The following is a 25,349-nucleotide window of genomic DNA, read 5'->3' on the forward strand; positions in this document are numbered from 1 at the left end:
GCCGCCTCCCCCTCCGGTGTGACGTCCTACGATGCGTCAGTCCTCCGGCGGATCCGGATCATCGTGCGGCAAGGGAAGTCCATGCGCCTGTCCAGCTACGTCAAGAAGGCCGCCATGGGCGCGACGGCGATACCCCTCCTCGCCGGGTGCACGGGGGAACAGGGTGCGGGCGGGGCCGTGGAGCGAGCCGCGGAGAGGCCTGCCTCCTGGACGGACCTGCCGGTGCGGACGGGCGCACGGGACGTCGTCCACACGGACACCGACCACCGGTCGTACGAGGTCAGGATCACGGTCAAGAGCCTGGTCCGGGGCTCGGAGGAGGACATGCGGGGGGCGCGCGCGGACAAAGAGCTGAAGGGCATGGTCCCCCACTACCTCAGCTTCGAGGTCACCAACACCGGTCGGGAGAGGATCCCCGCTGCCTACATGGTGGACAGCAACTTCGCCCTGAACGGCACCGACTGGGCGCGCGGGGAGGAAGTCTCCGTCAGCGGCGGCAGGCCAGGCGGGGTCGACCTGCCCTGCGCGGACACCGCGCCGAAGACGCTGGCGCCCGGCAACTCGTACAACACCTGCGTGACCTACGCGCTGCCCGAGGGCGTCGGCGTGCTGTCGCTGACGCACAACGCCGACGGCTACCTCGACGAGGGCGGCGCGGTCGCCACCTGGCCCGTCGAGGGCGGCCTCGAGGCGGCGTCCGCCGGGCTGGCGGAGCCGGGCGACATCGTCCGCGTCCGGTGGGACGCCCGCGAGGACGGCGTCCTCGAACTGCCCGCCACGCTGGTGTCCGTACGCCGGGGCAGTGCGGCCGACCTCGCGGGCCTGGACCTCGACCTCAACGAGAACGAGCGGCGCGGCGTCCCGTACTACGTGTCGGTCACCTACACCAACACCGGCCCGAAAGACCTCTACGCCGACCAGGCCGACCGCGTCCGCCTGCTCACCGAGGGCGGTCGGCAGATACGGGGGAAGACCCCCTTCGTCCTCGACACGAAGATCCCCGGCTGTCCGTCCGACTGGGTCGCCCGGACGATCCCGCCGGGCGACAGTGTGACGGAGTGCAGCATCCACCTGGTGACGGACGACGGCGACAAGCCGTTCGCGGTGGGTTTCGCGGAGGCGGGCCGGCCGGGACTGGTGGCCTGGCGGGCCCCCCTCCGCTGAGGCAGCCGGGTCAGTCGGCCGACCTGCCGCCCGTCTCCGCGAGCGGCAGGTACACACGGTTGCCTGCTGCCGCGAACTCCTTCGACTTCTCCAGCATCCCGGCCTCGATCTCTTCAGGCGTCGAGCTGGCTTCACCGCCGAACTGCTCTGTGATGCTTCTACTAATCTTCATCGAGCAGAACTTCGGACCGCACATCGAGCAGAAGTGCGCCGTCTTCGCTGGCTCGGCCGGCAGCGTCTCGTCGTGGAACTCCCGAGCCGTGACCGGGTCGAGGGCCAGATTGAACTGGTCCTCCCAGCGGAATTCGAAACGGGCGTCGGAGAGCGCGTCGTCCCAGTCCTGCGCACCTGGGTGCCCCTTGGCGAGGTCCGCCGCATGGGCCGCGATCTTGTACGTGATGACGCCGGTCTTCACATCGTCCCGGTTGGGCAGGCCGAGGTGCTCCTTGGGCGTGACGTAGCAGAGCATCGCCGTGCCCCACCAGGCGATCATCGCCGCACCGATGCCCGAGGTGATGTGGTCGTACGCCGGGGCGACATCGGTGGTCAACGGGCCGAGTGTGTAGAACGGCGCCTCGTCGCAGATCTCCTGCTGCAGGTCGATGTTCTCCTTGATCTTGTGCATCGGGACATGGCCCGGGCCCTCGATCATGGTCTGGACGCCGAACCGCTTGGCGATCGTGTTCAGCTCACCGAGCGTGCGCAGTTCGGCGAACTGGGCCTCGTCGTTGGCGTCGGCGATCGAGCCGGGACGCAGCCCGTCGCCCAGCGAGTACGTCACGTCGTACATGGCGAGGATCTCGCAGAGCTCCTCGAACTGCTCGTACAGGAAAGACTCCTTGTGGTGCGCGAGGCACCAAGCCGCCATGATCGAGCCGCCGCGGGAGACGATGCCGGTCTTGCGGCGGGCGGTCAGCGGGACGTACGGCAGGCGCACGCCGGCGTGGACCGTCATGTAGTCGACGCCCTGCTCGGCCTGCTCGATGACGGTGTCCTTGTAGATCTCCCAGGTCAGCTCCTCGGCCCGCCCGTCGACCTTTTCGAGGGCCTGGTAGAGGGGAACGGTGCCGATCGGCACGGGGGAGTTGCGCAGAACCCACTCACGGGTGGTGTGAATGTTGCGGCCGGTGGAAAGGTCCATGACCGTGTCGGCGCCCCAGCGCGTCGCCCATGTCATCTTCTCCACCTCCTCCTCGATGGAGGACGTCACCGCGGAGTTGCCGATGTTGGCATTGACCTTCACCAGGAACCGCTTGCCGATGATCATCGGCTCGATCTCGGGGTGGTTGACGTTGGCCGGCAGCACGGCCCGGCCCGCGGCGATCTCCTCGCGCACCACCTCGGGTTCGACGTTCTCCCGGATTGCCACGTACTCCATCTCGGAGGTGATTTCGCCCCGTCGGGCGTACGCGAGCTGGGTCACCGGCTGCCCGTCCCGGCTCCGGCGGGGCAGGCGCGGGCGGCCGGGGAAGACCGCGTCGAGGTTGCGCAGCCCTTCCCCAAACTGTCGGCTTCGCTCGAGCAGGGGAGACCCCATTCGCGGCGAGGTGTGCTTGAGCCCGTCGTCCTCGGGGCGGGCGGGGCGGCCCGGGTACTCCTCGGTGTCGCCGCGCGCGATGATCCAGCTCTCCCGCAACGGTGCGAGCCCTCGACGGACATCGGTCTCGGTGGTGGGATCGGTGTACGGGCCCGACGTGTCGTAAAGCGTCACGTCCTTGCCGTTGGTGAGATGCACCTGACGGACCGGCACCCGGAGGTCCGGGCGTGAGCCCTGGACGTATCCCTTGTGCCAGCCGATGGACTTCCCGGCCTCGTCGCTCTGGTTCGAGGCAGGCGTGCGTGCGTCCGATGTGGTCATGAGACCTACTCCCTACGCCGGCATTACCCGGTAACAGGTTCGGCGGTCGGCGCAGCCTCTCCCGTACGGATGTACGGATATCAGCGCCCTCTCAGCCCGGTGCTCCGAGCTCCCGCGTGTGCAAAGGTTCCTCCACGCTAGCGCCCTGTCCGGCGTAATGAACAGAGGGCCCTTCTCTTCTTGCGATGATCGGCCGGTGACGTCCCCCCATACCGACCCCGAACCGCAGGGCCATCAGCACGGCCACTCACACAGCCATGGCCCTGCCGAGCCCGTCTCCAAACACCTGCGCAAGGTCATCGCGGCCGTGCTGATCCCGTTCGCCACCGCGGTCGTCGTCGGCCTGGCGGTGCTCTGGCCGGGCGGCGCGCCCCCGCACGAGCGGACCGGTGTCGGCTTCGACCGGCAGACCCAGCAGGGGAAGGTGGTGAATATCGACAAGGTGGACTGCAAGGACGTGAACGCCGCCCAGACACCCATCAGCGGCGAGACCACCCTGCCGTCGGGTAGCGGGCCCGGGCTGTGCGAGAAGGCCACCGTCGAGGTGACGACCGGTCACGACAAAGGCCGGACCTTCGTCGAGATCGTCCAGCCGGACGCACCCCGTCAGTTGCACGAAGGGCAGGGCGTGGTCGTGGCGTACGCCCCCGACGCACCCCATGATCTGCAGTACTCGGTGACGGATGTGAACCGGAAGTTCCCGATGACGCTGCTGGCCGGGATCTTCGCCCTGGTTGTGATCGCGGTGGGCAGGATGCGTGGGGTGATGGCACTGGTCGCGCTCGCCGTGTCGTTCGCCGTGCTGACCCTGTTCATCCTCCCGGCCATCCTCCAAGGCTCGAATCCACTGCTCGTCGCGGTGGTCGGGGCCAGTGCGATCATGCTGATCGCGCTCTACATGTGCCACGGCCTGACTGCCCGCACATCGGTCGCGGTGATCGGCACACTGATCTCATTGCTGCTGATCGGGCTGCTCGGATCGCTCTTCATCGGCTGGGCGAGCCTGACCGGCAACACCGACGACAGCACCGGCCTCATCCACGGCCTGTACCCGCACATCGACATGAGCGGTCTGCTGCTGGCCGGTGTCATCATCGGCTCGCTCGGGGTGCTCGACGATGTGACGGTCACCCAGACATCGGCGGTCTGGGAGCTGCACCAGGCGAACCCGACGATGGGTACTCGGGGCCTCTACCGGGCAGGGATCAGGATCGGGCGTGATCACATCGCCTCGGTCGTCAACACGCTGGTGCTCGCCTACGCGGGCGCCGCACTGCCGCTGCTGCTGCTGTTCTCGATCGCCCAGAGCAGCGTGGGTACGGTGGCCAACAGCGAGTTGGTGGCGGAGGAGATCGTACGAACGCTGGTCGGTTCGATCGGGCTGGTCGCCTCGGTGCCGGTGACGACGGTGCTCGCGGCGCTGGTCGTCTCCGCGGACCGCACAGGAGTCGGCGCGGAAGCCGGAGCTTCGGCGCCCGTACGGACCGGGAAAGGCCATCGTCGTAGGACGAAGCCTTGAACGCCTCCTTACTGAGAGCGATTCACCCATTCGGCAGGTGCTGCGTTCGACCGGCGGGCCGGTCGGCGGCGCCGTCCTCCTCAGCCGGCGTTCTGTTCCTCGGCGAGGATCCGGCCCAGGGCCTCTTCCAGGTTGCCCTCGAAGTCACCCAGCGTGCACTCCTGCCCGAGCGGCACGAGTTTGTCCGTCCGGTCGAGAAAGGCCACAAGCGGTGCCGTACCGGCCCTGAAAAGGGCGCGATCCGTGCCCACCTGAAGTCGGATATGTACATCGGACAGCCCCTCGGGCTCCGTGGGCCCGATATGCACATCACCGTCGCCACTGGGACTGTTGAGGCCGTCGAGCAGCAGCTCACGGCCGAATGCCCAGGTGACGGGGGCGTCGCCGGGCAGATGGAAGGTCATCCGGATCGCATACGGATCGCACACTTCGTACCGGAGCTCCACCGGGATCCGGAAAGAGAGTTCCTCGGAGACGAGGAAGCTCATCATGACCTCAGCTTGAACCGACTCGCGCATCGTCCAACCCCGCAGTAGATGAATCTGGCCAGGAATGATCCCCCATGGCCCTATTGACGCCATCGTGGTGCACGCGATAGCAGATCACAAGGAGTGATTTTTCAGATACTGATAGAGAACACGAACGAGCGCAAGAGGATGGCCACTTCGCCACGTAGTTGTTCGACTGCGGGGAGCAACCGATCTTCCTGCTCCAGGGGTACCGAAATCGCCATCGCGGCGGCAGTGAATCCGGCTGTGATCGGGATGGCTGCGCAGACCGTCCCCAAGGCGTACTCCTGTCGCTCGATGACAGGTTCCATTCGTTCCAACGACCGCAATCGTTCAAGAAACGCCGGGCGATCCCTCACCGAGTAGCGGGTCAGCGGCCGCACAGGGTGACGGTCCAGATGGTCCTCGCGGGCCTTCTCGTCGAGCTGGCTCAGCAGACACTGACCGATCGCATGGGCGTGACCGGTCTCCCGGAAGGACACCCACTCGTCCACTGCGGGTGTGGCGGGGTTGTCGGCGACCGCGATGAGTTCGATCTCACCCTCGCGGTAGACGGCGCAGTACACCGGTGCGCCGATGGTGTCGCGCCAGCGGCTCAGCGACTCGGTCATTCTGCTGCGACGATTCTGCAGCGAACCCTCGTCGACCAGACGCTCGGCGGCGGTCCCGAAGAGGAACACGCCGTTCTCCCGGCGCAGATAGCCCTCATGGGTCAGGGTGCGCAGCAGATGGTAGGCAGTGGGAAGGGGAAGGCCCGCTTCCCTGGCCAACTGTTTCGCGGGTGCCCCGTCTCGATGGGCGCCCACAGCTTCCAGCAGCCTCAGCGCTCGCTGGACCGAACCGATCAGCGTCGGGACAGCAGTGCTCGATGCCGTGGTCAACGGTCACCCCCAGGCATGGTGACGGGCGGTCAGCCCACCTGTGGGGGCCGCCCCCACAGACCGCCGCATGACTGGGGCCCGGAGGCCGAACGCCGTACAAACCACTGGTCAGGGTGGTAACGGACAGTAAATTCCCAGGTGGTGGCAGCGGACTGCCACCATATCGGCCGCATCCGCAAGGGGTGTCGTTTCGTCTTGCACTTAGCTCAGCTGGGCTAATCCCCCGGCCGGCTTCCGATCGTCCTACCAGTCGCTGCGCGAGGAAGAGGACGACATGAACTTGCGTACGACGAAAACGAGTCCGCCGACCAGGATCACGAAGACCAGAACCTTGAAGAGCAGACCGATCACGAACCCGACCACGCTGGCGATCAGACCGCCGAACACGACGATCGCGATGACCGGCACCGCGATCCACTTCACCCACCAGGGCATCCCCGCGAATATCTCCCGCACGGCCATCGTCCTCGCCTCGTCTCTGTGAGTTCCTGTTTCGATACCTCGATGCTAGAGGCGCAAAGGGGGCCGGCGTGGGTTCCGCAGCCCTTGAAGTCCCCTGATCGACCCCTTAGGGATCCCTGAGACAGGAGCCCCGGTCCTCCGTAAGAGCGGCTCAGCTTTCCGGCGGGGAGAAGACCACCATGACCCGCAGGTCCTCGGTGATGTGGTGGAACTTGTGGGCAACACCGGCGGGTACATACACCACGCTTCCTCTGCCCACCTGCGTGGTTTCCATGCCGACCGTGATCGAGGCGCGGCCACTGACGATGAAGTAGACCTCGTCCTCCTTGTGCGGCTGCTGCGGGTCGAGTTCGCCGGCATCCAGTGCGTACAGGCCGACGGACATGTTCCGTTCCTTCACGAACTGCAGATATGCACCGTCGTTGGCAGCCCGTTCCGCTTCCAGTTCGTCCAGTCTGAATGCCTTCATGGCCCGTCCACCCCTTGCCTCTGTCCTGCCGGTGTCCGCCACCGATCATGTCTGCCACGATCAGACACATGAAGAATTTCGTAGTCAAGACGATCGCCAACGCAGGTGCGCTGGCCGTGGCCATCTGGCTGCTCCAGGACATCACGCTGAACGGCGGCAGCACCGGGCGCAAGGCGCTCACGCTGATCGTGGTCGCCCTGCTCTTCGGTCTGGTGAACTTTGTGGTCAAGCCGATCGTGAAGCTGCTCACCCTGCCGCTCTTCATCCTCACGCTGGGGCTTATCACCCTGGTCGTCAACGCGCTCATGCTGATGCTGACCTCGTGGCTGGCCGGTCAGTTCAATCTGAGCTTCCATGTCCACGGCTTCTGGACCGCCGTGCTCGGCGGCCTGATCATCTCGATCGTGTCGTGGGCGCTGAACGTAGTCCTGCCCGACGAGGACTGACCCGGCATCTACTGAAACAGTGCAGGTCGGACCGGTGGCACACCGGGAGAGAAGCAAGGAAACGGTATGAGCACCATGGGTGACGGAACCCGGGCGGTACGGGCCGGGCTGCCCGAACCGGAGCAGTTCGAGCCCACCCTGCCCGGACCGGTCTTCGCCGCACACTTCCATCTCTCCGGTGAACCGACCAGTCCGTACACCTACGGCCGGGACACCAATCCGACCTGGACGCATCTGGAACGCGCCATCGGCGAGCTGGAGGCGCCGGGGGAGCCGGTCGAGACCACGGTCTTCGCCTCCGGAATGGCGGCGATCTCGGCCGTGCTGCTGTCCCAGGCACGCACCGGCGATGTGGTCGTGCTGCCCGATGACGGATATCAGGCGCTGCCGCTGGTGCGTGAACAGCTGGAGGCGTACGGCGTCGAGGTCCGGACCGCGCCGACCGGCGGCGATGCCCAGCTGGCGGTCCTCGAAGGAGCCAAGCTGCTGTGGATCGAGACCCCGTCCAACCCTGGGCTCGATGTCTGCGACGTACGCCGGCTCGTCGAGGCCGCACACGCGGCCGGCACTCTGGTCGCTGTCGACAACACCCTCGCCACACCGCTCGGCCAGCGCCCGCTGGAACTGGGGGCCGACTTCTCTGTGGCCAGTGACACCAAGGGCATGACCGGGCACGGAGACATCCTGCTCGGCCATGTGACCTGCCGCGATCCCGAGCTGGCAGCGGGTGTACGGCGCTGGCGCAAGGTCGTCGGCGCGATTCCGGGACCGATGGAGGCCTGGCTAGCGCACCGTTCGCTGGCCACGCTGGAACTGCGGATCGACCGGCAGTGCGCCACCGCCCTGACGCTGGCCGAGGCGCTGGGCAAGCGCCAGGAGGTGACCGGGCTGCGGTACCCCGGCCTGCCCACCGACCCTTCGTATCCGAACGCCGTGCGTCAGATGAGGCGCTTCGGCTCCGTGGTTTCGTTCGTACTGCCCGACCGCGAGCGGGCCGAGCGCTTCCTGACCGAGCTGCGGCTGGTCGACGACGCGACGAGTTTCGGCAGCGTGCGCTCCACCGCCGAGCGGCGGGCACGCTGGGGCGGTGACGCCGTACCGGAGGGTTTCATCCGTTTCTCGGTCGGCGCCGAGAGCTCGGACGACCTGGTGGCCGACGTGGAGCGGGCACTGGACGCGGCGCTGGGCGAGAGCTGATCCAACCGGCGGTACGGCGGTCCGAGCCTCCCCCCTCGTGGCTCGGACCGCCCCGGTTCCGGACGTGAAGAACCGCCTGAACAAGGCTAATTGACTCTCCGTCAGTGTCCAATCACGATAGCGACAGCGACCTATCGACATATTTATAGTTGTACGGGTCCGAAGCGGCGCGAGGGTGGGAGGGGCAGGACATGGACCTGGCCCTGCTGCGCACATTCGTCACGGTGCACCGGGCCGGTTCCTTCACCAGGGCTGCTGCCCTGCTCGGCCTCTCCCAGCCCGCGGTCACCTCGCAGATCCGCACCTTGGAGCGGCAGCTGGGCCGCCCGCTCTTCCTGCGCAGGCCCCGCGGCGTGACCCCGACGACCATCGGCGACGAACTCGCGCACCGGGCGGCGCCCCATCTGGACGCCCTGATCGAGATCGCCGAGACCGAGCTCGACGAGGAGTCGGGCGTACGGACACTGCATCTGGCCGGGCCACCCGAGTTCACGTCGATGCGTGCCCTGCCGGCGCTCTCCCCACTCATCGCCCAGGGCCTGGCTCTGCGCAGTTCGTTCTTCACCAGCGCCGAGGAGACACTGGAGGGACTGGCCGCCGGACATCATGATCTGGCCATTGCGACGGCTCGTCCGCGCGGTGGGCTGCTCACCGCGACTCCACTCTGCGACGAAGAACATGTGCTGATCGCCGCGCCGCGCTGGGCCGGGCGCCTGGGGCCCGGGGCCTTGCGGCACAAGGGGCCCGTGGTGCTGGACCAGCTGCCGGTCGTGGAGGTGCACGAGAGCCTGCCGCTCGTCTCCCGCTACTGGGCCGCCGTCTTCGACAGCCGGCCCGCTGCTGCGGGAGCCGTCATCGCGCCGGATCTCCGGGCGGTCCTGGAGTGCACGGCAGCGGGCGCCGGACTCGCCGTACTGCCGCGCTATCTGTGCGAGGGGGCGCTGGAGCGGGGCGAGGTGGTGGCGCTTCTCGACCCTCCCGTTCCTCCGCTACGCACCTATTTCGTGGCCGTGCGGACCGGCACGCTCGCGCTGCCGCACATCGCGCGGGCGCACGAGTGGCTGTTGCGCGCTGCCGCCGACTGGTGAACGCAGGGCGGTCCGGCGCGGGTCAGGTGTTTCAGAACCGGTTCCGTGGGCCACTCTCTTGCCATGACCGAACGTCCTGTGGTCAAGCGCACCGCACGTGCCATCCTGCTCGACGGCAACGACCTCATCCTCATCAAGCGCACCAAGCCCGGGGTGGATCCGTACTGGCTCACGCCGGGTGGCGGGGTCGAACCCGAGGACGCAACCGTCGTAGACGCCCTGCACCGTGAGGTGGACGAGGAGCTCGGCGCCAAGATCACCGATGTGGTCCCCTGCTTCGTCGACACCGTGGAGCACATCGAGGGCGGCGGAGTGAAGGGCGTCAAAGTGCAGCACTTCTTCGTCTGCCGCCTGGAGTCGATGGACCTGTCCCGGCGCCACGGCCCCGAGATCGAGGATCCTTGCGGGGAGTACGACGTCGTACGGGTGCCGTTCAGCCGGATGGGGATCGCTGCCGTTCATCTCGTACCGCTGTCGCTGCGGCACTACCTGGACGGCAATATCGAGGGCGTACGGGCGATGCACGCGCCCGACCTGGGCTGACCGGCCGCCGCTTCCGGATCAGGGCTGACGGCTTCCGCTACCGGGTTCAGCCGGGGCCGGCGGTCGCCAGTTCCTCGACGCAGTCGTGCCGGATGCGCTCGGCCGACACGCCGATGCCCCTGAGCACATCCACGCTGCTGCGGATCATGCCGGGCGGGCCCGAGAGATAGGCGTCGTACTCGTGCCACGGGCCGCACTGGCGCACAGCCTCGGGCAACAGCCCCTTCAGACCCCCCTCGGCTCCCGGGCCGGTGGCGACCACCGGCCGCACCTCAAGCCAGGGATAGGTCTTCTGGAGCCGCATCATCGTGTCGATGTCGTACAGGTCGTGACCGCTGCGTGCCCCGTAGAAGACCTCCACGGGACGCCGGTCGCCATGCTCCGCAACGTCCTCGACGAGTGCCTTGATGGGCCCGATGCCCGTGCCACCGCCCAGACAGAGCAGACCGGTGTGGGTGGAGTGGTCGACCGTCATCGAGCCCGAGGGCGGGCCGAGGCGCAGGATGTCGCCGGGCCGGGCCCGGTGCACCAGGGCGTTGGAGACCCAGCCGGCCGGTACCGCCTTGATGTGGAAGGTGAGCAGACCGTCCGGGCGGGGCGCCGAGGCGAAGGAATAGTGCCGCCAGTTCCGGGGCCACCACGGGGTCTCCATCGCCGCGTACTGGCCTGCGAGGAAGGGGTAGGCCTGGTCGGGACGGACCGTGAGGATCGCTATGTCGCGGGTTCTGAGGTCGTGGGAGACGACCTCGGCATGCCACCGGGAGGGAGCCCGCTGCTCGTCCTCGGCGGCCGCATCGATCATGATCTGCGATATCGCGGTGTAGGCACGGACCCACGCCGCTTCGGTCCCCGCGTCCCAGGTGGTGGTCGCGTAGCGGCTCAGCGCGCCGAGGAGCGCCTCACCCACAGCGGGATAGTGCGCAGGCAGTGTGCCGTACTTGCGGTGCCCCCGGCCCAGTTCGCCGAGATACTCTGCCAGCGCATCGGGGTCGTCCAGCCGGTCCGCCGCGGTGAGGATCGCGCGGAGAAGACGGTCGCGCTGGACATCCATCGCGACCGGAAAAAGGTCGCGCAGATCGGGGTGCCGGATGAAGAGCAGGGCATAGAAGTACGAGGTTGCCTGATCCGCGACGGGCGAGATCTCGGTCAGGGTGCGGTGGATCAGGGTCGCGTCGGGAAATCTGTCCGTTCCGTCTTCGGTCCACCCGGTGGCCGGAGCATCCATACTGTGCCTCGCCTCGAACGTCTTCTGGTCACCTTACGCACCCGCACACGGCCCGCGGCTCTTGTCTGCGGGCGTAGTCGGGTCCTGCTTGCGGTCGCCGGCCGGCTCCTGCCCGCAGTCCCTCACCCCAGCATGCCTTGCCATGAACACAGACCGGACAAATAGCGGGAAGTCCGGGTATCCGAACCGGTTTTCCCGTTACGCTCCTTTGCCTCATGGCCGAGCCGCGAATCCACAACAGTCGCTCATAGCCGCCTCATCGCGGAACTTTGCACCGACCTGGCCGAGACGGCCGCAGAGGGATGCGCGCCAACTCACCTCACCGGCAAGGCCGCAGAAGTGTGGGCACTGTACGCCGAGGCGAGTACGCGCGGTTACTCCCGCTGCCAGACGCCTGATTACCCCATTCCCGGCACCGTGTTTCACGTGAAACCACTCAAACGCTCCGCTCGCCGCAGCCTTCTCGTCGCGCATGTCGCGGTATCCGTGAGCTGGCTGGGACTGACCGTCGGACTGCTGACGCTCGGAATCACGGCCTTCCTCACCGGCGACCCCACCACCGCGCAGGCCGCCACCCGCGCCATGAAGATCTTCGCAGACTGGCTGGTCGTCCCGGTCGCCCTGCTCTCCCTGCTCAGCGGCCTCGTCCTGGCTCTCGGTACACCCTGGGGACTGGCCAGGCATCGGTGGGTCTGGACAAAGTTCTGGCTCACCCTGATCACTGCGGCGCTGTCGATCTTCTCGTTGCGCCCCGGCATCAACGAGGCGGCGACACGTGGTGCTGTCGATATCGACCTGGTGGTCGCTCCGTCGGTGGCGACGGCAACGTATCTGTTCATCACCGCGGTATCAGTGCTGAAGCCCTGGGGATTGACCCGGCGTGGCCGACGGCTGCGCATCCTGGCCGGAGCCGGTAAAGGAGTGGACGAGCGATCACCGCGTCGGACAGCCTGAGCTTCATGCTCACCCCTCTGCCCCATCCGCTCGTCGAATTGCCTGTCCGGCGTCTCACCCTGGGTGACCTGGTCGCCTGCGCCGATCTCTGCGAGGACCGCGGATGGCCACGCGATGAGCACAGATGGGGTCTGCTCCTCGCCGCAGGAACCGGCTATGGCATGGACGATCCCCGGGGCAAAGGCCTGATGGCCGCTTGTGTAGTGACCTCCTACGGCCCACGACTGGCTGCCATCGGCATGCTGCTCGTCGCCGAGCGATGCGCGCGGCAGGGAGTCGCCCGCCACTTGATGCGCCATGTGATCGACGAGGCCGCAGGCACCCCCCTCAGCCTGTACGCGACATCCGCGGGACAACCGCTCTACGAACAGCTCGGCTTCGCGGTCGTGGGCCGCGTCGAGCGGGTCACCGGGTTTTTCCGGCCGACCGGCGACGGAGCGTCCACTGCGACCGTCCGCCCGGCCACGGCGGAGGACCTGCAAGCCATGGTCCGGCTGGACACGGACGTCTTCGGCTCCGACCGGACGCATGTCCTCGCCCGGCTGCCCGCGTATGCCGACCACATCCGGGTCGCGGAGAACGACGGAAAGTTCGTCGGTTACGCAGCGACCTGGCCGAGCGCTCATACGCATGTGGTCGGCCCGCTCATCGCGCCCGACACCGACACCGCTCAGGCACTCGTCGCGTCGCTCGCAGAGGCGACGGATCTGCCGTTGCGCGCGGACATCGACGCACGCCATGCGGAGCTGCTCGACTGGTTCAAGGAGTGCGGTCTGCAAAGAAGCTCCAAAACCACGGTGATGACTTATGGAACCTCGGACCTGCCGGGCGACTGGACCCGTCGCTACGCTCCGCTGACCGTAGCGACGGGCTGACCCACGCGGCTTTGAACTGACATCGAGCGTGGCCGGCGCGAGAGTCAGGCAAGAGCCTTCACGGCAGCGGTCGCGAAGCCGTGGTCCTGGTCGGGAGCACCTCCGCCGACGCCGACGGCGCCGATGAGCCGTCCGTCGCGGTGGACCGGGACACCACCGGCGATGAAGAGCAGCGGCCGGTCGAGGGCGGTCGGCAGAGTGTGGAAGAGCCCGCCCGGCTGGACCGCGTCGACGAGGTCGGCGGTGGGGGCGTTGAGCTGAAGGGCCGTGTATGCCTTGCGGGTGCTGGTCTCACCCGCGATGAGAACGGCCCGGTCGTCCCGCCGGAAGGCCAGCAGATGGCCGCCCGCGTCGAGGATCGTGACGGCAACGGCGACACCGGCGGCTTCGGCGGCACCGCGGGCCGCTTCGATGAGCGCTTCGGCGTCCGGGGTGGTCAGCGGGGCGACGGCGACAGTGGTGGTGCTCACGGGGGTGTCTCCTTGGTGCGATGTGGTGCTGCGTGTGAGGGGAGTGGTGTGAGGGGGGTCAGCGCTGGGGCGCGGGGGTAGCGAGCGGTTCAGGACTGTGCTGGGCGACGAGTCGGCCCCGGGGGACCTTGCTGCGGCGTTCCAGAGCGCTGGAAACGACCGCAAGGACCAGGGCGGAGGCGGCCAGAGCGGCGCCGACCCAGTTGGGTGCGGTGTAGCCGAGGCCGGCTGCGATGACGAGGCCACCGAGCCATGCCGACAGCGCGTTGCCGAGGTTGAAGGCACCGATGTTGACGGCGGAGGCGAGGGTCGGAGCACCGGCTGCCTGGTCGAGCACCCGCTTCTGCAGCGGCGGCACTGTGGCGAAGCCCAGGCCCCCGATCAGCACGATGGTGACGGCCGCTGCGATCTTGTTGTGGGCGGTCAGGGTGAACAGGGCCAGAACCACGGCGAGGGCACCGAGCGACACGTACAGCATCGGCATCAAATGGCGGTCGGCGAACTTGCCGCCGAGCAGATTGCCGCCCACCATGCCCAGACCGAAGAGGACCAGGAGCCAGGTGACGGAGGACGCGGAGTATCCGGCGATCTCGGTCATCATCGGGGTGATGTAGGTGATCGCGGCGAAGACTCCGCCGAAACCGAGCACGGTCATCGCCATGGCGAGCAGGACCTGCACGTTGCGGAACGCTGCCAGCTCGTGGCGGAGCCGTACGCCCTCGGGGCGGGGCTGTTCGGGGACGAGCCTGGCCACACCGAGAAGGCCGATGACACCGAGCGCGGCGACGACGAAGAATGTGGTCCGCCAGCCGACGCTCTGTCCGATGTAGGTGCCCAGCGGCACGCCGACGACATTGGCCACGGTGAGGCCTGTGAACATCATGGCGATCGCGCCGGCCTTCTTCTGCGGGGCAACCAGATCGGCCGCCACGACCGATCCGATGCCGAAGAAGGCACCGTGAGCGAGCGAGGCGATCACGCGGCCGGCGACCATCACGCCGAAGACCGGGGCGACGGCGGAGACCACGTTGCCCACGACGAACAGCCCCATCAGCAGCATGAGCATGCGCTTACGGCTGACGCGGGTGCCGAGGACCGTCATCAGCGGTGCGCCCAGGACGACACCGAGGGCATATCCCGTGACGAGGAATCCTGCGGTCGGGATCGAGACCTGGAAGTCCGCAGCAACCTCGGGGAGCAACCCCATGATCACGAACTCGGTGGTTCCGATACCGAAAGCCCCAATGGCGAGGGCGAGGAGCGCGAGCGGCATGGGTTTCACCTTCCCTGACGATTGCATCTGCGCCTTACGAGCGTCCACAATAATTGCAGACGCTGATTAATTGCAAGCGCGGGCTATTGCGAGCGTCGCCTATCCTGGACGCAAGCAGCTCCGAGACGGGGGAGAGACCCATGACAGCTACAGACCCCGCACTGACCGCCCTCTCCCAGGGCTGGTGCGCCCTCTCCTTGCTTCACGGGAAGATCGAGGCCCGTATCGAGCGGGCGCTGCAGGCCGGCCACGGTCTCAGCGTGCGGGAGTACTCCCTGCTCGACGTCCTGAGCAGGCAGCACAACGGCCCCGGCGGCCATCTCCAGATGAAGCAGGTCGCGGACGCCGTCGTGCTCAGCCAGAGCGCCACCACCCGCCTGGTCACCCGCCTCGAGGACCGCGGACTGCTGACCCGGTATCTCTGCGACACCGATCGCCGCGGCATCTACACCGATGTCACCGAGGCCGGCCTCACCCTGCTCGCCAAGGCCCGGCCGACCAATGACACCGCGCTGCGCGCCGCACTCGACGAAGCCGCCAAGAATCCCGAACTGACCCCACTCGTCAGGGCGGTCGAAGAGCTTAAGGCCCCCGCACAGGTCGCGTGAGCCACCGCGCAGCCGCTGAGAGTCCCCCGAGCAGGCCGGGTGATGCCTCGCGCCGTCCACGTGATCTGCGTACTCTGCCGATCATGAGCGATCTGGAAATACGCCCCGCGGCCCTCGCCGACATCCCCGCGATCGTGGCCATGCTCGCCGACGATCCGCTGGGTGCACAGCGTGAGTCGCCGGACGACCTCACCCCTTACCGCGCCGCCTTCCGGCGGCTGGCCGGCGACCCGAACCAGCACGTGGTCGTCGCCGTGCGCGAGGGCCGCGTCGTCGGAACCCTGCAGCTGACGGTGATCCCTGGACTCTCCCGGTGCGGCTCGACCCGCTCGGTCATCGAAGGCGTCCGTATCCACGCCGCCGAGCGCGGCAGCGGCCTCGGCACCCAGCTGATCGAATGGGCCGTGGACGAATCCCGGCGCCAGGGCTGCCAGTTGGTCCAGTTGACGTCCGATGCGACCCGGACCGATGCTCATCGTTTCTACGAGCGGCTGGGTTTCACCGCCAGCCACGTGGGCTTCAAGCTCGCGCTCTGACGCAGTCCGGAGTCCGAGGGCTTGTCTGTGCACCGCATCAGTGACCAACAGCGCAGGATCAGGCCCGGGCGGCGGCATCTCCTGGCCCCGTCCGTACGGACCGCGTCCCCGGTGTCCGTGGCCGATGCCTTCGTCGCTCTGCACGCCACCGGCGCCGCCACCGTCTTCCTTTCCGCGTGCGCCCGGATGTCCGAGGCACAGCGAGCCGATGGTGAGCCGGTCTGGCGGCCGCTGTCCGACATCGGCCGGGATGCCACCGCCGTGGTCGAGACGGAAGCATCCCGGCTGTCGCCATGGGTGGGCCAAGCACGGATCACTCCACGCTTTCGTACCCCATTGGAAAGGGAGTTGACGGCCTGAGCCGGCCACCCCCGCCCGTTTCACGTGAAACGTGGTGCTCAGGCCCCGAGGCCCCGCCACCCGCCCTCGTCCACACCGCCGGGAACGGCCGCTGTGACGTCGTACGGCTCCCGTGTGAAGACGAACGAACCCAGGTCGAGATGGTTCACGCTGCCGTCGCCGTTCCGGACGATACGCAGCGTCTCCCCCGCGTAATAGCCGTTGAGACCGACCCAGGTGCCGTCGGGCCGTGCGGTGAATCGGGCACCGCGGCCATTGCCACGCAGGGGCTCAAGGTCCAGCCCACCGTCCGAAGTCAGTCGCAGGATGTTCGTGTTTGTGCCCCAGTACCAGGTACCGGTCAGAGCGAGCAGCTCCGCGTCCGCCTCGGGCAGCGGTCGCCAAGGCTCCGGAATGCGGGGCTCGGCCTCGGCGACGATCTTTACGAGGTCGGCGGCAACACCGCCGACAATCAGCCCCGACGTTGTGTTGGTGAGAACGACGGCCGCCACATCGTCCTCGACACTGACCCACAGGGCGGCCAGGAAGCCGGGCAGCGAGCCTGTGTGCCCGAAGAGTGTGCGGCCGTTCCTCCGCCCGAGCTGAAGCCCCAGACCGTAATTGGACTCCCAGTCACCGGACTCGGTCGGCGCCGACGGTTCGCGCATCTGCTCCACGGAGGTGGCACAGAGCACCCGGTCGTCCCCTCCGGCGAGAAAGGCCGCGAAGCGGAGGAGGTCGCCGGAGGTGGACCAGAGCTGGCCGGCCGGGGCCATCAGTCCGAGATCCTCGGTCGGCTCGGGCAGCATGACATCCGCCCAGGGATGCACGGCCCAGCCACCTGCGTGCGGCGCCTGCGGCTGGGGGCTCGTGCGGTGCATGCCCAGCGGTTCCAGGACCTCGCGTCGAAGCACCTCGGCCCAGCTCGCCCCGCGCACCTTCTCCACCAGCGCGCCCAGCAGTGTGTAGCCCGGGTTCGAGTAGTGGTGACGGCGGCCTGGAGTGTGCATCCGCGTCTGCTCGCCGAGTACATCGGCAAGCTCGGGCCTCAGTGTGCCCGGAGTCCTCTCCCACCAGGGCGCAGGTGACTCGGCGCCCAGTCCCGCGCTGTGGCCCAGGAGTTGATGGACAGTGACTCCACCGACGCCCGTGCCGGGCAGATGCTTCTCCAGCGGGTCGTCCAGATCCAGAAGTCCCTCGTCGCGCAGCCGCAGAACCAGCACGGCCGTAAAGGTCTTGGTGATTGAGCCGATCCTGAACTGGGTGTCTGCGTCGGGGGCATGGCCGTCCACGCAGCTGCGGGAGCCGCTCCAGACGGTCTGCCCCTGCCTCTGTACTGCGGCGACGAGCGAGGGCGCCCGGCCTTCTGACTGTGCGGTGGCGATGCGGTGCAGCAGAGCGCGCTGCGTACCGGGGAGCAACTGTTCAGATGCGGAGGTCATGCTCAACAACTACCCGCCGGACCCGAGCTGTGGCGAGCGCATTTCACGGCACCTGGACCGCATCCCGCCATCGCCACCAGCGGCCGGTCAGCGCGTCCGGCTATAGGCTCTGACCAGGGCGCCGTTGTCGAAGACACGAACCGAGTCCAGGGCGAACACGGTGGGCGCGAAATCAGATCCGAACATCGGCATGCCCGATCCGTAGACCAGCGGATACGTCTTGATCACCAGCTCGTCGATCTCGTCGATCAGCTCTCCGGCAAGCTGGGAGCCACCGCAGAGCCAGATTCCGAGCTCGCTGTTCTCCGCCTTGAGTCCCCGGACCCTTGCGACCACTTCGTCGGAGATGAGCTCGACATTCGGGTCGGGCCGAAGCCACCTTGAACCGGCTGGTGGGGACGGTGGTCATGCGCGTGATTCCGCCGTCCTGAACCCGTCCCGCACCGGTCGTCCGAGACCGGGAAACTCCGCAGTACGGCTGACCTGCGGTTCTTCAGCCTGCCTCACGTCATGCCATGGTGGGTTCGTCTCATGGAGCGTGCCATTTCCCTGGGGACCTCGATGGCGGTCAGGGCCCCCAGCCGGATGCATGGGAACGTGCTCGGCCAGCAGTCTCACGGTGATGTCGTTAAACGACATCCCTATGGCATCGGCCGTGAGATCACGACACGGTGCATAAGACCCCGCAGGACCGTGTAGGGCCTCGCCGCCCGTGTCCTACTGCGGCGCTGTGACCCGCGTCTTCTTGCGGTGTCTCACGCCGTGTCCAGCCGCTCAGTCTCACGATCGTGTCCAAATCCTCGGAACGGCCGCGAGGTGCAAGCCGCTGTCCCGCACCTTCTGAGTTGGCAGTCGGCAGGGCTCCCAACCTGTGCGGTTGCCAGGTGGTTTGGAGACGGGATCGGATGTCATTCCCGGACGAGTTGGCTCGTGCGGAACCGTTCGTGCTGAGGTCCCGTCCGGCTCTGGATTCACTGCTCGCTGGCAGCCTCACCGGATGGCTGCTGCCGGCCTTCGGCCAGTAGGTCCTTGGCTGTGCCGTTCCCCAGGCAGCTGGCCGGACACCCTGCGCCAGCCCCGCCGAAGTAGTTGCTCTGCAGGAGATCCTGACGTCCTTGAGCCTGCCGCCAGGGTGGGCCCGACCTCGCGGGCGATGCTCGCAGAGTGGTAGGTCAGGTGACTTCCCAGGCCGCCTCGATCATCTGGAAGATCTCGTCCACCGCGGCCTGCGGATCGTCCGTCTCACGGGCCAGCGAATAGGCGTCGATCACGAACCTCGCGATCGTCCGGCAGGCCGTTGTGGTCTGTGACAGGCCGGGATCGGCAGCGATCGCCGTTGCCAGCGACTCTGCATGACGCAGCCGCATCGACTCCTCGTACTCCCGCAGGGCACGCGACTCGTCGATCATGCGGTAGATCGGGACGGTGCCGTCCGCCGTGCAGTGCCGGACCATCTCCTGGATCTCGCGGCGCAGTGCGGGGATGAGCGGTTCGTGCGGTGCGCGGTTGGCGACCACCTGCGTGAGGCGTTGCTCGAAGTTGTCGTCCTGCTCGAATACCAGGGCCTCTTTCGAGGCGAAGTGGGAGAAGAGCGTGGTGACGGCCACGTCGGCCTCGGCAGCCACATCGCGGATGCCCACCGCGTCGTACCCGCGATCCAGGAAGAGCCGCAGGGCGGTGTCGGCGATCTTCTGTCGGGTCGCGGCCTTCTTGCGCTCACGGCGTCCGGGCGGCTCGGTCATGTCGCTGACACTATCAAATCCAAAGGAGTAACTGTTTCTAAACAACAACCGTTAGTGTTACGGTCGCTTGCATGAAGAGAGTGAGCTTCGCCGAATTCGGCGGTCCCGACGTTCTCCACCTCGAAGGCGCCGAGGAGCCCCACGCGGGCCCCGGCCAGATACGCATCGCCGTGCGGGCGGCGGGCGTGAACCCCGTCGACTGGAGAGTCCGTGAAGGCCAGTTCCAGAAGGTCCGCCCGGTCGTCCTGCCCGCCGGAGTCGGGCAGGACGCCTCCGGGGTGGTGGACGAGGTCGGCGAGGGCGTCGAAGGAGTCGAGGTCGGCGACCACGTGTTCGGGCGAGGCTCGAGCACCTATGCCGAGTTCGCCGTGCTGTCGGCCTGGGCCCGAATGCCCGAGGGGCTGACCTTCGAAGAGGCGGCCGGATACCCCTCCGTGGTGGAGACCGCGCTGCGCATCATCCGCCAGGCCGGTGTGCAGCCCGGCCAGACGCTGCTGGTCAGCGGAGCGTCCGGCGGAGTCGGATCGGCGGTGCTGCAGATCGCCCGCGACCGCGGCATCACAGCGATCGGCACGGCCGGGGCCGCGAACCAGGACTACCTGCGCAGCCTGGGTGCCCTCGCCACGACGTACGGCGAGGGCTGGGTCGAGCGGGTGCGGCAGCTCGGCCATGTCGACGCAGCGCTCGATCTGGCCGGCTCCGGCGTGATCCGCGAACTCGTCGAACTGACCGGGAACCCGCAGAAGGTGATCTCCATCGCCGATCTCGGCGCGCCGGAACACGGTGTCCGATACTCCGGCGTGACCGGGAACGTACCGGAAGCCCTCGCCGAGGCCGTCGGCCTCATCGCGCGGGGAAAGCTCCACATCCCGGTCGAGAAGTCGTACCCGCTCGCCGAGGCCGCGGCCGCGCACATCGACAGCCGGGCCGGTCACACGCGCGGGCGCCGGGTCATCGTCGTCTGAGCCGTTTCCTGCCCGGTTGCACAGCCCGGCAAGCTGCCTTCCTTCCAGCGATCCTGCCCAGACCCACCCGGCAGGTGTGCGACACGCAAGGAGCCCCATGCACACCCCTGTCACGATCATCGGCGCCGGACTCGGCGGCCTCGTCCTGGCCCGCGTCCTGCACCTCCACGGCATCCCCGTCACGGTCTACGAGGCGGAGTCCTCCCCGACGGCGCGTTCGCAGGGCGGGATGCTCGACATCCACGACCGCAACGGCCAACTCGCCCTCAAGGCTGCCGGTCTGACGGACGAGTTCCGCAGCATCGTCCTGGAGGGCCGCCAAGCGATACGGCTCCTCGGCCGAGACGGGACCGTCCTGTTCGACAAGGCCGACGACGGCACGGGCGAAAGCCCCGAGGTACAGCGCGGCGAACTGCGACAGGTCCTGCTCGACGCACTCCCCGCCGGCACCGTCCGATGGGGCCACAAGGCCACCGGCGTCCGCACCCTCACCAAGGGCCGCCACGAGGTGACCTTCGCAGGTGGCACCGCCGTCGCCACGAGCCTGCTGGTCGGCGCGGACGGTGCATGGTCACGAGTGCGACCGCTGCTCTGCGACACCACGCCCGCATACGTCGGCCGGTCCTTCGTCGAGACCCACCTGTACGACGCCGACACCCGACACCCGGCCACCGCGAAAGCGGTCGGCGACGGAACGCTTGTCGCGCTCGACCCGGACGGGAACGGGAAGTGGTTCGTGGCGCACCGGGAGAAGGACGGGACCCTCCACACCTACATCACGCTGACCAAGCCACAAGACTGGTTCGCGACCATCGATTTCACCGATGCCGCCGCAGCCGCCGCGCGGCTCGCGGAGGAGTACGACGGCTGGGCACCGGAACTCACCGCCCTGATCACCGCCGGCGAGTCCGCGCCGGTCCTGCGCCCCCTGCACGCCCTGCCGGTCGGGCACCGCTGGGACCGGGTGCCGGGAGTGACTTTGCTCGGCGACGCCGCCCACCTCTCGACCCCCAACGGCGAGGGCGCCAACCTGGCCATGCAAGACGGCGCCGAACTCGGCAAGGCTCTCGCCGCACACCCCGATGACATCGAAACCGCCCTCACCGAGTACGAACGAGGGCTGTTCCCCCGCAGCGCCGCGGCCGCCGCCGCAGTCGCCCACAACCCCACGTCCCAGGAGGTGATCAAGTTCTTCACCGAACGAGAACCAGCGGGAATCTGACAGTGCCGCAGAGGTGAGCGACTGCAAGCCCTCCTGCTGAACGACTCGCTACGTATACGGAGTTTGCCCATGTTTGCTGTGCAATACCACCGCTACGGCGGTTCCGAGGTCCTCTGCGTGGAGGAGGTCGAAGAGCCGCACGCCGGGCCCGGTCAGGTCCGCATCGCGGTGCGTGCCACCGGCGTCACTCCTGCTGACTGGTACCTGCGTTCAGGGTTGCTGCGGGACATCGCCACCCTGGACTTCCCCCATATCCCCGGCATGGATGCCGCCGGAATAGTCGACGAGGTGGGAGAGGGGGTGACCGGCACCGCCGTGGGAGACGAGGTCTTCGGCCTCGTCCCCTTCGTAGATCAGGGAGGCGCTGCAGCCCAGTACGCCGTGCTGGAGGCATGGGCACCCAAGCCCCGGTCGTGGTCCTTCGAGGAAGCGGGCGGCGCCGCAGGCAACATCGACACGGCCACGCGGGTACTGGAGGCCCTGGAAGCCGCAGAGGGCATGACTTTGCTGATCGAGGGTGCCGCCGGAGGTGTCGGCACCCTCACCGCACAACTCGCCCAGGCCCGCGGCCTCACCGTGATCGGCACCGCGAGCGAAGGCAACCACGGCTTCCTCGACCAGCTCGGCGTCGTACCGGTCACCTACGGGGCGGGGCTGGCCGATCGCCTTGCCCCACTGGCTCCGCGCGGCGTCGACGTGGTTCTGGACGCGGCCGGTAAGGGCTCTCTGGCCGAACTGGTGGCCATCGCCGGCGATCCGCACCGCGTGGCAACCATCGCGGACTTCGACGCCGACCGACACGGAGTGCGGTTCTCCCGCTCCGAAGCAGGGGAGTCGCCGGGCTGGGCAGGGCTGCCACTGGCCGCCGCTCTCGCCGACCAAGACCGCCTCACCGTCCCGCTGCACGCCGTGTTCCCGCTGAAGGAGGCCGCCACGGCTCACGACGTCAGCGCCACCGGCCATGCGCGCGGCAAGATCGTCATCACCGTGCCCTGACAGCCGTGGGCCTGGTCGGGCTCGCCGCCTACCGCCCCTTTCCGTCAGCACCTGGAAGAGGAGCTCAGCGCCCCGGCGGTCAAGCGGCGGCGGGCCCGGTCGTCGCACTCGGCCAGCAGCAGTTCCGCGACGAAACCCCGGTACGACATCTGCTCACGCGACGCGGCCCCGGTGAGATCGGGAAACTGCCCTCGGACGGTGGGGAGCCGCAGCATCCGGCATGCCTGGTCAATGACGATAGTCGCGGCTTCCTCGGACGGCCCGGGTAGGTCCCGGCGGGGCGGGAGCACCGACTCGAACGGAACCCAGGACACCGCCCCCAGTACGGACTTCCTCAGCCCGCCGCCCTCACCGTCGGCCCATTCGACATCGACCAGACCCGGATCCATCGCCACCCCCGGCTCCGCGTACCTGCCGCAAACGACCGTGACAGGTACAGAGAGAACCGGGCCAGGCAAATGGGATCAAACCCCAAGTACGAGGCAAACGCCGCCGCTCAGCGCGCGACGCAATGAGAATCCGACAGCGCAAACGAGAAGCGGTGAGAATCCGACAACCTCAGTACGACAGGACAGGCATGATTCTCACCTCCATGTCCTATTGGACACGCGGTGGACATCCCGGATGAGAAAAGGACACGGCATCTGAGAACCTACACACCGCCTGCTCAGGTCTGTGCCATGTCCACGAAGCGCGAGTAGTGGCCCTGGAAGGCCACGGTGATCGTCGCCGTCGGGCCGTTACGGTGCTTGGCGACGATCAGGTCGGCCTCGCCGGCGCGGGGGGACTCCTTCTCGTACGCATCCTCGCGGTGCAGCAGGATCACCATGTCGGCGTCCTGTTCGATGGATCCGGATTCACGCAGGTCGGAGACCATCGGCTTCTTGTCCGTGCGCTGTTCGGGGCCACGGTTCAGCTGGGAGAGCGCGATGACCGGGAGCTGCAGCTCCTTCGCGAGCAGCTTGAGGTTTCGGGACATGTCCGAGACCTCCTGCTGGCGGCTCTCCGCACGCTTAGAGCCGCCGGACTGCATCAGCTGCAGATAGTCGATGACCACGAGCTTGAGGTCGTTGCGCTGCTTGAGCCGACGGCACTTCGCCCGGATCTCCATCATGGAGAGGTTCGGGGAGTCGTCGATGTAGAGCGGGGCTGCCGAGACATCCGGCATCCGGCGTGCCAGCCGCGTCCAGTCCTCGTCGGTCATGGTGCCGGAACGCATGTGGTGCAGCGCGACTCGCGCCTCGGCCGAGAGCAGTCGCATCGCGATCTCGTTGCGCCCCATTTCGAGGGAGAAGATCACGCTGGGCAGGTTGCTCTTGATCGAACAGGCCCGTGCGAAATCCAGTGCCAGAGTGGACTTACCCATGGCCGGACGGGCCGCGATGACGACCATCTGGCCCGGGTGCAGGCCGTTCGTCAGGGCGTCGAGGTCGGTGAAGCCGGTCGGCACCCCGGTCATCTCACCGCTGCGCGAACCGATCGCCTCGATCTCGTCGAGAGCGCCTTCCATGATGTCGCCGAGCGGCAGGTAGTCCTCGCTGGTGCGCTGCTCGGTGACGGCATAGATCTCGGCCTGCGCGGAATTCACGATGTCGTCGACATCGCCGTCGGCCGCGTATCCCATCTGCGTGATCTTCGTCCCGGCTTCGACGAGCCGCCTGAGGACCGCCCGTTCGTGGACGATCTCCGCATAGTACGAGGCATTGGCCGCGGTCGGCACGGACTGGACGAGGGTGTGCAGATACGGAGCTCCGCCCACCTTGGTGATCTCGCCACGCTTGACCAGTTCAGCCGCCACCGTGATCGGGTCGGCCGGCTCCCCCTTGGCATAGAGGTCGAGGATCGCCTGGTAGACCGTCTCGTGGGCGGGGCGGTAGAAGTCGTGTCCCTTGATGATCTCCACGACGTCGGCGATGGCGTCCTTGGACAGGAGCATGCCGCCGAGGACCGACTGCTCGGCATCGAGGTCCTGGGGCGGCACCCGCTCGAAACCGGGGGAACCGCCCTCCCATCCGCTGCTCTCCCTGCCGCGTTCGTGCTGCTCGCCGCGGTCCCGGCCTTCACCGCGGCGCTGGCGGGAAACAGGCAGACGGTCACTGGGACCGGTGTCGGCCCAGGGGTCGTCCAAAGGCTCGGGAATGCTCACCGGGCCACCTCCTCCCGTCCGCTCCGCGGACCTCGCCGTGCCACTCTTTCTTACGGCACAGCACCGACAAACAAGACGCCCGACTCCGGTTCCGGCACGTCGAGTTCTGCGGGGTTTCAGGGCCGGAACGGGGTGCGGGCGCCGGACCACGGTAGGCCGCTCAGCACCGTCAGCCAATCTGGTTATCCACAGGGCATGTGGACGACGGACCAGATGCTGTGGAGAACTCTGCGGAACCTGTGCACGGAGCGGGGGACAGTACTGTGGACAAACTCATAGCACCCGCACCATCAAAGCTCTGACCTGGAGTTTCTCCATCCACGGGCTGTGGGGGAGAAAAACTTTCCGAGTCAGCACAAGATCACGACAAACAGCGCACGAGAGAATGCCGGGTAGCAATAAACGTAAGGACTGCACAGG

At 67.6% G+C, this 25,349-nt stretch carries 24 protein-coding genes and 3 pseudogenes; 14 read left to right on the forward strand and 13 right to left on the reverse strand.

Features of this window, described 5'->3' with window-relative positions:
• The first annotated feature begins 81 nt into the window (after nucleotides 1-81).
• Nucleotides 82-1,164 (forward strand): hypothetical protein, encoded by a 1,083-nt coding sequence (locus ACZ7IB_RS08970; protein ID WP_470910593.1) that lies wholly within the window; start codon nucleotides 82-84, stop codon nucleotides 1,162-1,164.
• 10 nt (nucleotides 1,165-1,174) lie between these two features.
• Here ACZ7IB_RS08970 and thiC read toward each other — a convergent pair whose 3' ends face one another.
• Nucleotides 1,175-3,022: a phosphomethylpyrimidine synthase ThiC gene (gene thiC, locus ACZ7IB_RS08975; protein ID WP_470910595.1), complete on the reverse strand. Its 1,848-nt coding sequence runs from the start codon at nucleotides 3,020-3,022 to the stop codon at nucleotides 1,175-1,177.
• Nucleotides 3,023-3,218: 196 nt separating this feature from the next.
• Here thiC and ACZ7IB_RS08980 point away from each other — a divergent pair, with 196 nt between their 5' ends.
• Nucleotides 3,219-4,541 (forward strand): YibE/F family protein, encoded by a 1,323-nt coding sequence (locus tag ACZ7IB_RS08980; protein WP_470910597.1) that lies wholly within the window; start codon nucleotides 3,219-3,221, stop codon nucleotides 4,539-4,541.
• A gap of 80 nt (nucleotides 4,542-4,621) precedes the next feature.
• Here the strand turns inward: ACZ7IB_RS08980 and ACZ7IB_RS08985 are convergent, their stop codons facing one another.
• From ACZ7IB_RS08985 to ACZ7IB_RS09000, 4 genes are all read right to left on the reverse strand, one after another.
• The gene (locus tag ACZ7IB_RS08985) at nucleotides 4,622-5,059 is read right to left on the reverse strand and encodes an SsgA family sporulation/cell division regulator (RefSeq protein WP_093895105.1); all 438 of its coding nucleotides are present in this window, start codon (nucleotides 5,057-5,059) and stop codon (nucleotides 4,622-4,624) included.
• A gap of 101 nt (nucleotides 5,060-5,160) precedes the next feature.
• The gene (locus ACZ7IB_RS08990) at nucleotides 5,161-5,931 is read right to left on the reverse strand and encodes an IclR family transcriptional regulator (protein WP_470910599.1); all 771 of its coding nucleotides are present in this window, start codon (nucleotides 5,929-5,931) and stop codon (nucleotides 5,161-5,163) included.
• Between the two features lie 243 nt (nucleotides 5,932-6,174).
• Nucleotides 6,175-6,387, reverse strand: coding sequence for a DUF5326 family protein (locus ACZ7IB_RS08995; protein ID WP_093895169.1), 213 nt, complete (start codon nucleotides 6,385-6,387; stop codon nucleotides 6,175-6,177).
• Between the two features lie 157 nt (nucleotides 6,388-6,544).
• On the reverse strand, nucleotides 6,545-6,862 hold the full coding sequence (locus tag ACZ7IB_RS09000; RefSeq protein ID WP_114245560.1) for a cupin domain-containing protein: 318 nt from the start codon (nucleotides 6,860-6,862) through the stop codon (nucleotides 6,545-6,547).
• A gap of 68 nt (nucleotides 6,863-6,930) precedes the next feature.
• On the opposite strand from ACZ7IB_RS09000, the gene ACZ7IB_RS09005 reads away from it, so the two are divergent.
• From ACZ7IB_RS09005 to ACZ7IB_RS09020, 4 genes are all read left to right on the forward strand, one after another.
• Nucleotides 6,931-7,308, forward strand: a complete 378-nt coding sequence (locus ACZ7IB_RS09005) for a phage holin family protein (RefSeq protein WP_327274108.1) — start codon at nucleotides 6,931-6,933, stop codon at nucleotides 7,306-7,308.
• 66 nt (nucleotides 7,309-7,374) lie between these two features.
• A complete protein-coding gene (locus tag ACZ7IB_RS09010; RefSeq protein ID WP_470910602.1) occupies nucleotides 7,375-8,505 on the forward strand; it encodes a cystathionine gamma-lyase in 1,131 nt (376 codons plus the stop codon).
• Nucleotides 8,506-8,696: 191 nt separating this feature from the next.
• On the forward strand, nucleotides 8,697-9,593 hold the full coding sequence (locus ACZ7IB_RS09015) for a LysR family transcriptional regulator (RefSeq protein WP_470910605.1): 897 nt from the start codon (nucleotides 8,697-8,699) through the stop codon (nucleotides 9,591-9,593).
• A gap of 63 nt (nucleotides 9,594-9,656) precedes the next feature.
• On the forward strand, nucleotides 9,657-10,136 hold the full coding sequence (locus ACZ7IB_RS09020; protein WP_266359763.1) for an NUDIX domain-containing protein: 480 nt from the start codon (nucleotides 9,657-9,659) through the stop codon (nucleotides 10,134-10,136).
• Nucleotides 10,137-10,182: 46 nt separating this feature from the next.
• Here the strand turns inward: ACZ7IB_RS09020 and ACZ7IB_RS09025 are convergent, their stop codons facing one another.
• Nucleotides 10,183-11,361 (reverse strand): globin domain-containing protein, encoded by a 1,179-nt coding sequence (locus tag ACZ7IB_RS09025; RefSeq protein WP_470910609.1) that lies wholly within the window; start codon nucleotides 11,359-11,361, stop codon nucleotides 10,183-10,185.
• Between the two features lie 426 nt (nucleotides 11,362-11,787).
• Here ACZ7IB_RS09025 and ACZ7IB_RS09030 point away from each other — a divergent pair, with 426 nt between their 5' ends.
• Nucleotides 11,788-12,315: a DUF2269 domain-containing protein gene (locus ACZ7IB_RS09030; RefSeq protein ID WP_470910611.1), complete on the forward strand. Its 528-nt coding sequence runs from the start codon at nucleotides 11,788-11,790 to the stop codon at nucleotides 12,313-12,315.
• Nucleotides 12,316-12,320: 5 nt separating this feature from the next.
• Nucleotides 12,321-13,190 carry a GNAT family N-acetyltransferase gene (locus ACZ7IB_RS09035; RefSeq protein WP_470910614.1) on the forward strand — a complete coding sequence of 290 codons (870 nt, stop codon included), beginning with the start codon at nucleotides 12,321-12,323 and terminating at the stop codon, nucleotides 13,188-13,190.
• A gap of 44 nt (nucleotides 13,191-13,234) precedes the next feature.
• On the opposite strand, the gene ACZ7IB_RS09040 is transcribed toward ACZ7IB_RS09035, so the two are convergent.
• Nucleotides 13,235-13,660, reverse strand: coding sequence for a GlcG/HbpS family heme-binding protein (locus tag ACZ7IB_RS09040; protein WP_470910616.1), 426 nt, complete (start codon nucleotides 13,658-13,660; stop codon nucleotides 13,235-13,237).
• Between the two features lie 58 nt (nucleotides 13,661-13,718).
• Nucleotides 13,719-14,933: an MFS transporter gene (locus tag ACZ7IB_RS09045; protein ID WP_470910618.1), complete on the reverse strand. Its 1,215-nt coding sequence runs from the start codon at nucleotides 14,931-14,933 to the stop codon at nucleotides 13,719-13,721.
• Nucleotides 14,934-15,073: 140 nt separating this feature from the next.
• On the opposite strand from ACZ7IB_RS09045, the gene ACZ7IB_RS09050 reads away from it, so the two are divergent.
• From ACZ7IB_RS09050 to ACZ7IB_RS09060, 3 genes and pseudogenes are all read left to right on the forward strand, one after another.
• On the forward strand, nucleotides 15,074-15,541 hold the full coding sequence (locus ACZ7IB_RS09050; protein ID WP_470910620.1) for a MarR family winged helix-turn-helix transcriptional regulator: 468 nt from the start codon (nucleotides 15,074-15,076) through the stop codon (nucleotides 15,539-15,541).
• A gap of 83 nt (nucleotides 15,542-15,624) precedes the next feature.
• A complete protein-coding gene (locus ACZ7IB_RS09055) occupies nucleotides 15,625-16,077 on the forward strand; it encodes a GNAT family N-acetyltransferase (RefSeq protein ID WP_470910622.1) in 453 nt (150 codons plus the stop codon).
• Between the two features lie 195 nt (nucleotides 16,078-16,272).
• Nucleotides 16,273-16,437 (forward strand): annotated as a pseudogene (locus ACZ7IB_RS09060) (winged helix DNA-binding domain-containing protein); the annotation flags it as partial.
• Between the two features lie 38 nt (nucleotides 16,438-16,475).
• On the opposite strand, the gene ACZ7IB_RS09065 reads toward ACZ7IB_RS09060, so the two are convergent.
• From ACZ7IB_RS09065 to ACZ7IB_RS09075, 3 genes and pseudogenes are all read right to left on the reverse strand, one after another.
• Nucleotides 16,476-17,858, reverse strand: a complete 1,383-nt coding sequence (locus ACZ7IB_RS09065) for a serine hydrolase domain-containing protein (protein WP_470910625.1) — start codon at nucleotides 17,856-17,858, stop codon at nucleotides 16,476-16,478.
• A gap of 87 nt (nucleotides 17,859-17,945) precedes the next feature.
• Nucleotides 17,946-18,227 (reverse strand): annotated as a pseudogene (locus ACZ7IB_RS09070) (dihydrofolate reductase family protein); the annotation flags it as partial.
• A gap of 803 nt (nucleotides 18,228-19,030) precedes the next feature.
• Nucleotides 19,031-19,600 carry a TetR/AcrR family transcriptional regulator gene (locus ACZ7IB_RS09075; RefSeq protein WP_470910627.1) on the reverse strand — a complete coding sequence of 190 codons (570 nt, stop codon included), beginning with the start codon at nucleotides 19,598-19,600 and terminating at the stop codon, nucleotides 19,031-19,033.
• Between the two features lie 71 nt (nucleotides 19,601-19,671).
• On the opposite strand from ACZ7IB_RS09075, the gene ACZ7IB_RS09080 reads away from it, so the two are divergent.
• From ACZ7IB_RS09080 to ACZ7IB_RS09090, 3 genes are all read left to right on the forward strand, one after another.
• Complete coding sequence (locus ACZ7IB_RS09080; protein WP_470910630.1) at nucleotides 19,672-20,565, forward strand: NADP-dependent oxidoreductase; 894 nt, start codon at nucleotides 19,672-19,674, stop codon at nucleotides 20,563-20,565.
• Nucleotides 20,566-20,662: 97 nt separating this feature from the next.
• The gene (locus ACZ7IB_RS09085; RefSeq protein ID WP_470910633.1) at nucleotides 20,663-21,787 is read left to right on the forward strand and encodes an FAD-dependent oxidoreductase; all 1,125 of its coding nucleotides are present in this window, start codon (nucleotides 20,663-20,665) and stop codon (nucleotides 21,785-21,787) included.
• Nucleotides 21,788-21,856: 69 nt separating this feature from the next.
• Entirely contained in the window at nucleotides 21,857-22,783 is a 927-nt protein-coding gene (locus ACZ7IB_RS09090; protein ID WP_470910635.1) for an NADP-dependent oxidoreductase, read from the forward strand.
• Between the two features lie 83 nt (nucleotides 22,784-22,866).
• On the opposite strand, the pseudogene ACZ7IB_RS09095 reads toward ACZ7IB_RS09090, so the two are convergent.
• Together ACZ7IB_RS09095 and dnaB are read right to left on the reverse strand one after the other, a co-directional pair.
• A pseudogene (locus tag ACZ7IB_RS09095) lies at nucleotides 22,867-23,073 on the reverse strand (IS21-like element helper ATPase IstB); the annotation flags it as partial.
• Between the two features lie 377 nt (nucleotides 23,074-23,450).
• On the reverse strand, nucleotides 23,451-24,929 hold the full coding sequence (gene dnaB / locus ACZ7IB_RS09100) for a replicative DNA helicase (RefSeq protein ID WP_383071095.1): 1,479 nt from the start codon (nucleotides 24,927-24,929) through the stop codon (nucleotides 23,451-23,453).
• Nucleotides 24,930-25,349: the final 420 nt, after the last annotated feature.

This window comes from Streptomyces sp. NPDC037301 (genome assembly GCF_055602785.1).